12 protein-coding genes are annotated in these 13332 nt (G+C 36.5%); 1 reads left to right on the top strand and 11 read right to left on the bottom strand.

The window, feature by feature from the left end; genetic code table 11:
* From hisD to FEU33_RS00690, 11 genes are all read right to left on the bottom strand, one after another.
* Complete coding sequence (hisD, locus tag FEU33_RS00735) at nt 1-1281, bottom strand: histidinol dehydrogenase (protein ID WP_146547554.1); 1281 nt, start codon at nt 1279-1281, stop codon at nt 1-3.
* A 14-nt stretch (nt 1282-1295) separates the two neighbouring features.
* Nucleotides 1296-1919 (bottom strand): ATP phosphoribosyltransferase, encoded by a 624-nt coding sequence (gene hisG, locus FEU33_RS00730; RefSeq protein ID WP_146547553.1) that lies wholly within the window; start codon nt 1917-1919, stop codon nt 1296-1298.
* A complete protein-coding gene (locus FEU33_RS00725) occupies nt 1912-3081 on the bottom strand; it encodes an ATP phosphoribosyltransferase regulatory subunit (protein ID WP_146547552.1) in 1170 nt (389 codons plus the stop codon). The genes hisG and FEU33_RS00725 overlap by 8 nt, the downstream gene beginning before the upstream one ends.
* Before the next feature lie 111 nt (nt 3082-3192).
* The gene (locus FEU33_RS00720) at nt 3193-3717 is read right to left on the bottom strand and encodes an acyltransferase (RefSeq protein WP_146547551.1); all 525 of its coding nucleotides are present in this window, start codon (nt 3715-3717) and stop codon (nt 3193-3195) included.
* A gap of 1370 nt (nt 3718-5087) precedes the next feature.
* Complete coding sequence (lgt, locus tag FEU33_RS00715) at nt 5088-5897, bottom strand: prolipoprotein diacylglyceryl transferase (RefSeq protein WP_146547550.1); 810 nt, start codon at nt 5895-5897, stop codon at nt 5088-5090.
* Between the two features lie 39 nt (nt 5898-5936).
* Nucleotides 5937-6866: an HPr(Ser) kinase/phosphatase gene (hprK, locus tag FEU33_RS00710; RefSeq protein WP_146549853.1), complete on the bottom strand. Its 930-nt coding sequence runs from the start codon at nt 6864-6866 to the stop codon at nt 5937-5939.
* 114 nt (nt 6867-6980) lie between these two features.
* Nucleotides 6981-7112: a hypothetical protein gene (locus FEU33_RS19230; protein ID WP_280524818.1), complete on the bottom strand. Its 132-nt coding sequence runs from the start codon at nt 7110-7112 to the stop codon at nt 6981-6983.
* Nucleotides 7113-7390: 278 nt separating this feature from the next.
* On the bottom strand, nt 7391-7789 hold the full coding sequence (gene cccB, locus FEU33_RS00705; RefSeq protein WP_146547549.1) for a cytochrome c551: 399 nt from the start codon (nt 7787-7789) through the stop codon (nt 7391-7393).
* 108 nt (nt 7790-7897) lie between these two features.
* A complete protein-coding gene (locus FEU33_RS00700) occupies nt 7898-9133 on the bottom strand; it encodes an EAL and HDOD domain-containing protein (RefSeq protein WP_146547548.1) in 1236 nt (411 codons plus the stop codon).
* Nucleotides 9134-9522: 389 nt separating this feature from the next.
* Nucleotides 9523-9993, bottom strand: coding sequence for an S-ribosylhomocysteine lyase (locus tag FEU33_RS00695; protein WP_146547547.1), 471 nt, complete (start codon nt 9991-9993; stop codon nt 9523-9525).
* Between the two features lie 72 nt (nt 9994-10065).
* Entirely contained in the window at nt 10066-10707 is a 642-nt protein-coding gene (locus FEU33_RS00690) for a DedA family protein (protein ID WP_244951029.1), read from the bottom strand.
* Nucleotides 10708-11833: 1126 nt separating this feature from the next.
* Between FEU33_RS00690 and FEU33_RS00685 the strand changes: the two genes are divergently transcribed.
* A complete protein-coding gene (locus tag FEU33_RS00685; RefSeq protein ID WP_146547545.1) occupies nt 11834-13189 on the top strand; it encodes an amino acid permease in 1356 nt (451 codons plus the stop codon).
* Nucleotides 13190-13332 lie beyond the last annotated feature (143 nt).

The raw sequence follows: 13332 nt of genomic DNA, 5'->3' as shown, positions 1-13332 counted from the left end.
TTATTCCTCTCCTTTATCCCAGCCCCTTGATTCCACTGCTCTTGCATGTCCTTCTAATCCTTCGAGTCTTGCTAGGCGGGCAATTTTGGGTGCATTGTCAGACCATGTTTTTTCTGTATAGTAAACGACATTTGTTTTCTTTATGAAATCATCGACATTTAACCCGCTCGCAAAGCGCGCTGTACTATTCGTTGGTAAAACGTGGTTCGTTCCAGCAAAATAATCGCCAACAGGTTCAGAGCTATAGCGTCCTAAAAAAATCGCTCCGGCATTATCAATTTGTTCGCTGACTTTCTCTGCATTTTCCGTGACAATTTCTAAGTGTTCAGGTGCTAGTTGATTAATCGCTTTTGTTGCTTGTTGAATAGATTCAGCGATATAAATATGTCCAAAGTTCTCCACAGATCGTCTAGCAATTGCTTCACGAGGAAGAGATTTCAACTGTTCTTCCACATGCATTTGTACATTTTCAGCTAAGCGTTCACTCGTTGTAATAAGAATTGGACATGCCATTGGATCGTGCTCTGCTTGTGATAATAAATCTGCAGCAACTTCATCCGCATAAGCTGACTCATCTGCAATAATCGCAATTTCACTTGGTCCTGCAATCATATCGATAGCGACTTCTCCAAAAACTTCGCGTTTCGCTAATGCCACGAAAATATTCCCCGGTCCTGTAATTTTATCTACAGCTTGAATTGTTTTCGTACCATATGCCAGTGCCCCAATGGCCTGTGCGCCACCCATTTTATAAATTTCTTCGATTCCTAAGATAGATGCTGCCGTTAATACAGCAGCAGGTAATTGACCGTTTTTATCACTTGGCGATGCCAGTACGATTCGTTTAACGCCAGCCACTTGAGCTGGAATAACGTTCATTAGAACAGAAGATGGATAAGCTGCTGAACCGCCGGGAACGTATAAACCGACAGAGGCAATTGGCAAAATCCGTTGTCCTAACCAAGAACCATCTGCTAGTTTCAACTTATACCCTTCACGTTTTTGTTGTTCATGATATAAACGAATATTAGCAGCTGCTTCGGTTAAATCTTGTACTAATTGAGGATCTAATGATGCGACAGCTTCATCCATTTCCTGTTGTGTCACTCGTAAACTATCTGGTGCAAAACCATCCCATTTGAGACTGTATGCTTTAACAGCCTCGTCTCCTTTTTCACGAACATCTTTTAATACTTGGCGTACCGTTTTTAATTGTTCTTCATTACCACTTTCCAAAGGTCTTTTTAATGAAATATCATCTGTTAATACTTCTATTTTCATAGCAAATCCTTCTCTCATTTCACACATTTTTTGAGGCGCTTTACTAAATCTAAAATTCGTTCGTTTTTCATTCGATAGCTCACGGGATTAGCGATTAATCTTGATGAGACATCTGTGATGAATTCATATTCTACAAGCCCATTTTCTTTTAATGTTTGACCAGTGGATACAATATCTACGATTCGATCTGCAAGACCGATCATCGGAGCCAACTCGATTGAACCATTCAGTCCAATGATTTCTACTTGTTCTCCTTTTTCACGATAGTAATCCGATGCAACGGTTGGATATTTTGTTGCAATACGAGGTGCAATTTCGTTTAAGGCTGTATTTGGTAATCCCGCAGATGCAATATGACATTTACTAATATTCAAATCTAATAGTTCATGTACTTCACGATTTTGTTCAAGCAATACATCTTTTCCAGCGATGCCAATATCCGCCACACCATGTTCTACATAAGTGGGCACATCCATTGGTTTTGCTAAGATAAAGCGGATTTTCTCTTGTGGGATTTCAATCATTAATTTACGTGACATTTCAACATTCTCTGGTAATTCAAAGCCAGCCTCGATCAGCATTTCATAGGCTTCCTCGAAAATACGCCCTTTTGGCATGGCAATTGTTAACTCATTCATGGACGTTACCCCCTTGTCCAATTCGTACAATTTCAGCAAAATGATTTTCAAATGCTGCTAGATTTTCTAATCCTTCTATCGATTGCAAAGTAGTACGTTTTCCTTGTGCCCGAAGTTTTTCAGCTGTTTTCAGTGCTTCAGCCAACTGTGTTGCTACGAATAGTACAAGTACTTCATTTTTTTCATCAGACTGTTGTGGAATCACTTCTAATAGATGGTCTACTCGTAAGCCAAAACCAATAGCGCTAACTTCTGTTCCAAATACTTGAAGTAAACCATCATATCTACCACCATTACCAATTGGAAAACCAGAGCCGGTTGCAAACACTTCGAATAGCATCCCTGTGTAATAATTCATATGACTTGCTAAAGTAAAGTCGAACGCAATGTATGAAGTGGCATCTGCAATTTCCAATATCGATGCTAGCTGTTCCATGTAGATAAAGGCATCTTTTTCATATAAATATTTTGCAATTTCTCGGATGCTTTTCATCTCTGTTGCATCTTCGATAAATGATAATAATGTTTTTTCTTTTTCAACTGGTAGATGATAAGAAATGACCGCTTCCTCAAAACCGACAACATTCTTGCGTACCAATAAGCTATGTAATTCCTCAAATTGTTTTTCGTCTTGAACATTTTTCTTAATGATGGCATCCAAAATACCAGCGTTTCCAATTGTGATCTTAAATTCTTCGATCCCTAACGCTTTTAGCAAATGAATAGCCGTTAAAATGACTTCCGCATCTGCATAGACGGAAGAATCTCCGATAATTTCAATGCCCATTTGTTCAAATTCTGCTGGACGACCACCTTCTAGTTGCTGTGCCCGAAAAACACTTGCAAAATAAGCTAAGCGTAATGGAATTTTCTCTTTTAATAATTTTGAAGTCGCAACACGTGCAATAGGTGTTGTCATATCTGGACGCAACACTAATGTATTCCCTTGACTATCAACCAGTTTAAATAGCGAAGAATCAACAATAGCAGAAGCTTTACCAACTGTGTCATAATATTCAAGTGTTGGCGTTTGGATAAAATCAAATCCTCTTAAGCGAAGAAATTCACGTCCTGTTTGTCGAATAATCTCCTTCTTTTCAAAAATCTTTGGAAATGTATCGCGCATTCCAAGCGGTTTTTCAAACTTTCGAATTGGTGACATTATTACACTTCCTAATCTATATACTTTAACGTGCTAGAGTGATGATGTATGAAAGTATTCTATAATAAGAGAAACATGAAGTCAAGTGTTCTAAGAAAATATGTGTATATGTTATGATTTTTTAGAATTAACTGATTCTTTTTCGGCTATTTCTTCCTTTGTATAAATGATCCTCATAGGATTGCCGCCAGCAAATGCACCAGCAGGGACATCCTTGTTCACTAATGTCATTGCCGAAATAATGGCATCATCTCCAATCACTACACCGGGCAAAATAGTCGAGTTGGCACCAATCATAACCCGATCACCGATCACAACATCTCCTAGCCTATACTCATCCACTAAATATTCATGCGCAAGAATCGTTGTATTAAAACCAATGATCGTATCTTTTCCCACTTTAATGCGTTCTGGAAACATTGTATCTGGTGTTACCTTTAATGCAAACGATGTTTTTTCACCAATCTCCATTTTTAAAAATGTACGATAAAGCCAATTTTTAACTGCAAGAAATGGCGTATAACGAGCCGTTTCAATAATGATGAAACATTTCACGACTTTCCAAAAGGAAACCGTTTTATAAATTTGCCAAAGTGATGTTGAACCTCTTACAGGGTATCTTTCCGTTCTACGCATAGCATGCTCCTCTACGATTTTTCAGATCGACATATAAGTATTGATCCAATTTAGCTGCATTAAAAGTTCTTTCTCTCAACAAGTAAAATATACCGTTTATTCTCACACACGCATTCTTCTTCCTAAAAATTCCATGTAAACTATCACCACGATAAAAAACTTTTTTCTATCAGGCGTGTTGATTATCCAATTTAATCCATAAAAATAGAGGAATTCGTTAATTGCAGCGAAGATCTATATAAATAATCCTAAAAATACAGGGTTTTTCAAAAATTACGCCAAACGAGTATTCCTAATTTTTGTAAAATCAACACATGTGTTTTTCTATATACTTTGTTCATTCTAATATATAGGCTCTAAAATAGATTTGACACATTTCACTCTATCCATACTTATGATAACTTCGAGCAAGCTCTTCATCTTTGATAAGCGGCCATACGATTTCATATTCGCCATGCTGTTGGAAATTTGGATTTATATATATAAATGAATCTACCTCTTGATTCTTGAAGAATCACTTGTCGAAAATGATTTGATTCAATCCAAAACTGTAGATGGAATCATGTCGGCTTTTGTGAATTTCCCGGGAAATTCAGGTATGAGTATATGTCCATTAAATTGGAATCACTCTCTTTGAACCTGATGGATTCAACTATCATGTTGAGAGATGAAGAAAACTCACACTGTGTGATTCTTCACTTTATCATCTTTCTTTCATAAAAAATAACCAGCACTATCATTACAAACTCTAATTAAAATCTGAAATAGCATTAATAATTTCCTACTATTAAAGGAATAGCCGCATCACTATGGAAACTTAAATTCCCTACCTAATTGAATCAATTTCATAATACAAAGTTTAAAAGAAAAACATACATTCTATAAAAAGTTTTTATTATATCCCATTTTAAGCAATTGTGAAGCGGAAGACGGCGACTCCTCGAAAATGCATGCGCATTTCCATCGTGCGGTGTGAGTTCAAGGAGGCTTATTCAAAGTCCTGCGGGAAAAGCTTGAGCTGAAGGCCCCGCAGGAACGTTTTAAGGGACAAAGCCTAAGTTCGCCACGTCCTGTGGCAACGGCTTCGGGGTCAACATCGTATCGACCCGAGGAGACTAAAGCCAAGCCCGCGGAAAGCGTCCGTCTGTAGCAGAACATAATATTAGTATATAGAAAAAAGTATTTATATTTTTAAACTCAAAAGGTATTTATGAAATTGATTCGTTTATGGAAAATTTAAATCTATTATCCAAAGCAATGTCGGCGATATACTACAAATTTATAGCTGACTTAAATATGAATGCTACTTTATCCTATTGTTTCAAAATGCCCCATTAAAGACACGGAAACACGCAAGCGCATTGATCTTTCTATTGATCCTTATATTGAACAGGTGGTTTAATATTTAATCGACGGTAGATTAGGATAATAACACCTAGCACAAGGCCCACTAGTGACACAATCTGTGCCATACGTAAATCACCAATTAGTAAACTATCCGTTCTCATCCTTTCAACAAAGAAACGGCCAAATGAATACCATATAATGTAGGTTAAGAAAATTTCCCCTCGTCGTGGGTTTACCTTTCGAAGCACCAATAAAATGATCAATCCAATTAGGTTCCAAACAGATTCATATAAAAATGTTGGATGATGATAGAATCCATTGACATTCATTTGTTCAATCAACCAATTCGGTAAATGTAGATTTTCTAAAAACGAACGCTCTACTACACCTCCATATGCCTCTTGGTTCATAAAATTGCCCCAACGACCTATAATTTGACCTATAATAAGTGACGGCGCTAATATATCCGCTATTTTCCAAAAACTAATCCCTCTTTTGTGGGTGAAAATAATCGCTGTCACAAAGGCACCAATAAGTGCACCATGTATAGCAATGCCCCCATGCCAAATCTGAATGATTTCATCGGGATGTGCTGCATAATATGGCCATTCAAAGGTTACATAATAAATTCGGGCACAAATAATAGAAATAGGCACTGCCCAAATCAATAAATCCGTTAAAATCTCTTCATTGAAACCTCTTTTAATCATTTCTCTTTGCCCTACAAAATAAGCAATGATAATTCCACAAGCAATGATGATTCCATACCAACGGACTGATATGGGGCCAAGTGTAAATGCTACTGGATTAATTGCCATTAAAATTGAATCCATAATAATCTCCTTTCGCCTCTACGCTATAACTGTTTTCATCTAGAATTCGTCATTTCCTTCAATGACGCTATCCAATCTGCGTGAAAACTCTTCTGCAGCATTTACGCCTAAATTCTTTAAACGATGATTCATAGCAGCCACCTCTATAATAACCGATAGATTTCGACCTGGTCTTACGGGAACTGTCAACTTTGGTAGCTCTGTATCGATGATTTTCATGGTTTCTGAGTCCAACCCTAAACGGTCGTATGTTTTTTCTGAATCCCATGTTTCTAGATCGATGACTAGTGAAATTCGTTTATGTTTCCGCACGGCGCTCGCACCAAACAATGTCATAATATCAATAATGCCAATTCCTCTAATTTCAAGTAAATGATCGATCAAAGGTGGTGCATTACCGACCAGCGTACTTTCACCCTCTTGACGAATTTCAACGCAGTCATCTGCCACTAAACGATGTCCCTTTTTGACAAGTTCTAGTGCAGTTTCGCTTTTTCCCACTCCACTTTTCCCGGTGATTAAAACACCAATTCCGTATATATCCATCAATACGCCATGCACTGCCGTTGTTGGCGCTAAGCGACTCTCTAAATAATTTGTCAATAAACTTGAAAATCGAGTAGTTGTCAATTTTGTTGTCAATACAGGTACATGATGTTCTTCGGAAGCTACTATTAAAGCCTCTGGAACTTCCATATCATGTGAGATGATGATAGCTGGGGTTTCTTGAGAACAAAGCTTATTCATCCGATCGAATTGTACTTCTCTTGATAACATTTCAAAAAATGATAGTTCCGTTTTTCCTAAAAGTTGTACCCGTTTTGCAGGATAATGTGTAAAGTAGCCTGCCATCTCAAGCCCCGGACGTGAAATATCACTCGTTAAAATATGCCGTCCGATTCCTTCCTCACCACTTATTAGCTTCAGATTCAATACTTCCATTACATCTTTCGTACAAACCTGATCCAAAGGCATCATCATACCACCTTTCCAATAAACATAAAATAATACTCAACTTCTGGGATTTTTTTATCCCACACCGTATAAGTTGAACGGGTTGTTATTTACAGCAATTGAGCTTTTCTACTGAACTAAGATAAAGTGAAGCTTCCATCCGTGGGGGTTTTCTTCATCCTCCACTGAAATAGAAGAACTCAGGTTAAAAGCGCCACGTCCTGTGGCAACACCTGAGGGACCAACATCTTGTTGGCCCAAACCAATCGGGCTTTTACGGGCAGTTGATCCCCCACCTATCTTTCTCGTTTCTCTCTAAACCTTGAGATGGGGGTCTTACTGCCCGTTAACGCGGGATAAAACATATGAACATATTTTAGCATAAATTTAAGTATGGAACACAGTCGGTTAACTTACTATGTAAACATTTTCTTTCAATAAGATTCAACAAGCCGAGTAAGACTTTCCTTACTCGGCCTGTTATGATTTGATCCAATGAAAAAACTAGCTTTCCCCTCATGAAAGCTAGTTTTAAAATATTATTTTTGTTCAGAAAGCCATTTTGCAACGGCATTTACTTCGTCATCACTTTGTAATCCATTGCTTGGTTTTGCAGGCATTTGCCCTTTACCTTTGTTTAAAACATCTTTGATTTGATCTTCTGATAATTTAGAACCGATTTTTGTTAGATCCGGTCCCATAGCACCAGTTAAATCATTGCCATGACATGAAATACATTTTTGTTTTGCAATTGATTCACCGTCAGCTGTCGCTGTTTCATTTGTTTTTTCTTCCGTTGCTGTGTCATTTGTTGTTGTGTTATCGGTTGTTTCAGTTTTTGTGTCGTTATTATCTGCTGCGTTATCATTATCATTACCTCCGCAGGCTGCTAATACTAAAGCAGAACCGAATAACATTGCAAGTAGAGCTTTTTTCATGGTAGACCCTCCTATAAAAATTTGTAACAACTTACATAGTAAGTATAACAAATTCGATAACAAATTAAACCGCAAGAAAATAGAATATTTGTGACTGTTTTACACTAACTATGAAATACCATCAGACCATTTGTTTGCAGCTTTAAATATTTCAAAAACATCATCTATATTTATTTGTAATTCATGTGCAATATCATTGACTTTTTCAAAATCCATTCGTTCTAAAGCGATGGCCAATTGTAGATAGGGTTGCATGATTGTTTCATTGCCTAATATGGTTTCCGCTACTTCTTCCGATAACGGCAATTGTATCAAAATACTGTTGATTGGTCTTTGTAATAACGCATCGATCAATGAAAACATACCTACTAAAAAGTATTCGGAAGTATTTCTTTTTCTATTGTATTTTGCCAGCAATTCACACATTTTAGCTCTGCTCAATGAAATTTTCACAAGCTCATTGAACGTACCAGCCGGCTTACATTTTTGTGATTCACGATATGTCAGTATGTAAATCCATCTTTTCAAATCCTCTAATCCCAAATGGAGTATTGCTTGCTTAATTGAACGAATTTTTGACTTTGAACGTTTTGATGAAGAATTGATCAATTGCATAAGTTTGTATGATAAAGCAACGTCATGCTCGATTCCCTCAGCAATATGATCGATATCAGGTTCTTCCGCACGTAATAATGCAATCACACGATAATATTGTAATAGATTAGAAGAAATGTCACTACCTCGAATGATTTGTGGCTTCATAAAGAAATAGCCTTGGAATAAGGTATACCCTTTCTGAATGGCCTCTTGATATTGTTCCCTTGTTTCAACTTTTTCTGCAAGTAAAATAATATGAGGAAATGAATGTTTGACACGGTCTTCAATTTTCTTTCTCTCTTCATCTGTAGAAATAAAGAAATCGACTTTAATAATATCTATATAAGGAAATAAATCATCATAAATATGATAATAGTCATCTTGCATAATAAAATCGTCTAGAGCAAATCGAAATCCTTTCACTTTAAGTTCTTTTACACGTCGTATCAATGCTTCAGTAATTGGAATATCTTCGAGAATTTCAATGACGACTTGTGTTGGATTTAGTTGATCAATAATATCACTCATCAATAAATTTTCAGTAAAATTGATAAAACAAGGTTTGCCATTCGTCAATTCTTCAAACCCAATAGAAAAGTAAGAATTGACAATCACATCAACTGTAGCCAAATCTGAATCAATTTCTGGAAATTGATTACTTTCAATACCGTTTCTATATAATAATTCATATGAATAGACTTGTTCTTTAGTATTAAAGATTGGTTGTCTCCCTATAAAGATCTCCATTTGTGTTCTCCTTCGTACATTATTACTATTATTATAACAATTTTCGGAAGATGTTGTTGAACTATTTTAACATTTTCAGCATTTTATATAGTAAAAAAAGAACTTTTATCATTTTGGTTCAATACCAAGATTTATTCTTGATATAATGGATATATTTAATATCCAATTTTTACCATAAAATATAAGAAATCCATTGTTTTCCGCTACAGTCTGCTTGGGTATGAATACAAATGCCCTTTTCAAAAAAAGGATTTATTGGGATCCGTAAAGCAAATAAGAGAAACCCCCAGACAGTGGGCATTGCTTGATCCTTCACCGTATGGAAGATTTACTTTACAACAAAAAAGGATACTGCAAGATAAATTTCTAAGCAATATCCCTAAGCATTATTATTTTTCTTCTGCAAAAATCGTTTTCCATTCATCACGTTTGGCAAGCATTTCTTTTGCTAATTCTTTGGCTCCTTCTAAACTATGGCTTGCAGCCCAACCACATTGGACTTCGTTACAAGCAGGTACTTCAGTCGCATTCAATACATCCTTAAAGGTTTTTTCAATAATATCTAGCACTTCATCATAATCTGTATGGTTTATAAGGGATAAATAGAAGCCTGTTTGACATCCCATTGGACTTAAATCGACAACATGATCTGTGTGATTACGAATATTCTCTGCCATTAAGTGTTCAATCGAATGTAATGCTGGCATATTCATATGCTCTTTGTTAGGTTGTTTGAAACGAATATCGTATTTATATACTTCGTCTCCATTAATCCCTTTTTTAACACCTGCAAGACGGACAAAAGGCGCTTGAACTTTTGTATGATCAAGATTAAAACTTTCTACATTTAATTTTTCCATTGAGCAAATCTCCTTTTATATTAATATACATTTATTCTAACATTTTTGAAAATATTTATATCATTAGCAAATCTATTTTTTAAATTTTGCTCTTAGCATGCCGACGATGGCTGGTAAAACCGATACAACGACAATAGCTAAAATAACGGTTGAAAAGTTATTTCTTACAAATGGGATATTGCCAAAGAAATAACCGCTGAATACACCAACTAATACCCATAATAATGCTCCTGTGACATTATAAATGATGAAATATCTATAATGCATTTTACTTGCGCCAGCTATAAATGGAATAAATGTCCGGATCAATGGCATAAATCGTGCAATAACAATCGTTTTGCCACCATATTTATTAAAAAAATCTTGCGCCTTTTGCATACGTTCTTTATTGACTACTCGTCCTAAAAAACTATCTTCAGGAATTGACTTACCTATCTTATGCCCTATCTCATAGTTTAAGGAATCACCAATAACAGCAGCGACAAAAAATATAATAATTGAGATCCATAAATTGAATGCACCTAAAGAAGCTAATGCGCCACTTGCGAACAATAGCGAATCACCTGGTAAAAAAGGCATGATGACAACGCCGGTTTCAATAAATATGATTAAAAACACAATTCCATATGCCCAACCATGATACTGGGAAACAATCTCTGTTAAATGCACATCAATATGCATAATAAAATCAATCAAACCTTTTACAAAATCAATCATTCACTACACTCACAATCTTCCTTTATTATATTCATCATACTGTTTTATCGCTTTTCTGTCACGAACCAAAAATGGAATACTTTAATTGTAACGATTCGATGAGAGGTAAAGTTGCTAGTTTTAATACATTTAAATCAATTTCATAATGCAGAATACAGATAAAAAACACGGACTTTCGATATTCAGATTTGTGTGTTCCGCTAAAGACGGCACTCTCCACGGTCTTGGCTTCAATCCCTCGAGTCAACACGATGTTGACCCCAAAGCCATTGCCACAGGACGTGGTGAACTTAGACTTTGTCCCTTAAAACGTTTCTGCGGGGTCGTGGGGTCATTCGCTCTCTCGGAGGATTTATTTGCTCTCTTAGAGACTTTATTCGCTCTTTCCGAGGATTTATTTGTTCTCTCAGAGACTTTATTCGCTCTTTCCACAGGATTTATTTGCTCTCTTAGGGACTTTATTCGCTCTTTCCGCAGGATTTATTTGCTCTCTTAGGGACTTTATTCGCTCTTTCCACAGGATTTATTTGCTCTCTTAGGGACTTTATTCGCTCTTTCCACAGGATTTATTTGCTCTCTTAGGGACTTTATTCGCTCTTTCCGCAGGACATTGGATTGTCTTCACCGAGTAGTGGAAATTCACACTTCACACAGTAGAGGCTTTTCATCCTCAACTGGTAGATAGTCAAACCAAACGTACGTATACTAGCAGCTGGTTCCCTGCCTACTCTCTGTATTTTGTCATCAACACGCCTAACATAGGACAGCAACTTGTCCCAATACATTTTTCATATTAGCGGCAAATTTTACAATTATGAATCATATATATAACACAAAGTGAAACTTCACTCACTGTGAGCTTTCTTTATCTTCACTAGATATTCGTTAAATCAGTCGAGCTTTTACTAGCGATTGTTCTTTCATTCAACCGCTGCCCAATACTTGCATCATGATGTAAGGGTCTTACTACCTGTTAATGAAATATAAAAATGTTATATCTATTAAAACATAATTATTCAGAATACTTATAGCGTTAGAGCCCTAAATCCTTTTTTATTATCTGTTTTTTGTGATACCATTAGAAAGTTGCAATTGAATCTTATCGCATCGAAGGGGTTTTTTTATGACGAACAAGAAATCACAGCTCCAAAGAGGTTTGGAGTCGCGACATATTACGTTAATGTCGCTTGGTGCTGCCATAGGAGTCGGGTTATTTTTAGGTTCTGCAGGAGCTATTCAATTAGCTGGTCCTGCTATTTTAATCGCTTATCTTCTTGGCGGTATCGTCATTTTCATTATTATGCGTGCACTTGGTGAATTGGCAGTTGAAAACCCTGTCGCGGGTTCCTTTAGTCGCTATGCTAAGGATTATTTAGGACCGCTTGCTGGATTTATCACTGGGTGGAACTATTGGTTTCTATGGATTGTGACATGTATGGCTGAAATAACTGCCATAGGTATTTACATGCAATTATGGTTCCCAGGTTCACCAAAATGGATGTGGGCACTTGCAGCACTTGTTATGATGACTATTGTTAATCTAATTGCTGTAAAAGCATTTGGCGAATTTGAATTTTGGTTTGCTTTTATTAAAGTTTTCGCAATCATCGCTATGATTGTGGTGGGATTAGGAATCATCTTGTTTGGGATCGGTAATGATGGCATTGCTGTCGGCTTTCGTAATTTATGGAGTCACGGTGGATTTATGCCAAATGGGCTTAAAGGCATACTCATGTCATTGCCAATTGTCATGTTTGCCTATTTAGGAGTTGAGTTGATCGGGATTACTGCTGGTGAAGCAAAAAATCCTAAGAAGGTTATTCCTCATGCGATCGATACAGTGCTCTGGCGGATTTTAATATTTTATGTTGGTGCATTAACAGTCATTATGGCCATCTATCCCTGGAACGAAATCAATACAAACAACAGCCCATTTGTCTTAATGTTTGATCAAGTTGGTTTACAATATGCTGCAGGTATTATCAACTTTGTTGTACTGACAGCTGCATTATCAAGCTGTAATAGTGGAATATTTAGTACAGGCCGTATGTTGTTTAATCTTGCCGAGCAAGGTCAAGCACCTGCTATTTTCAAGCAAGTAGGACGTGGTGGTGTACCAACAATCGCCATTATCGCATCGGCATTTGTTTTATTAATAGGCGTTATTTTAAACTATTTTGTGGCAGAGAAAGTGTTTATATGGGTCACCAGTATTTCAACTTTTGGTGCCATTTGGACTTGGCTTATTATTTTAATCAGTCAAATAAAGTTCCGACAAACATTATCTAAAACACAAATTTCAAACCTTACTTATAAAGCGTTTTTATATCCACTTGGCTCATACTTTGCTATTGCATTTCTGCTTTTAGTTGTTTTCCTGATGGGAGTATTTCCAGATACAAGAATTGCACTAGAGGTTGGACCGGTTTGGATCCTTTTATTAATTATTTTTTACTATACAAAATATAAAAAAGCATAAAGTGAAACGACACACAGTTCTGTTTTTCCTGATCTCTTGTTTTTTACTGAAATCTTAAAATGGGGTCTTAACTATCTGTTGATGTGGGATTCGCAAAAATCTTATCCATCCAGCATGATCGAAAGAGAAGTGTCGACAAAAGA

Origin of the sequence: Rummeliibacillus suwonensis (assembly GCF_007896435.1) — a bacterium.
GTDB classification, from domain to species: domain Bacteria; phylum Bacillota; class Bacilli; order Bacillales_A; family Planococcaceae; genus Rummeliibacillus; species Rummeliibacillus suwonensis.
Note: the sequence above shows the minus strand (reverse complement) of the source record. Positions and strands in the feature narration are given on the sequence as shown.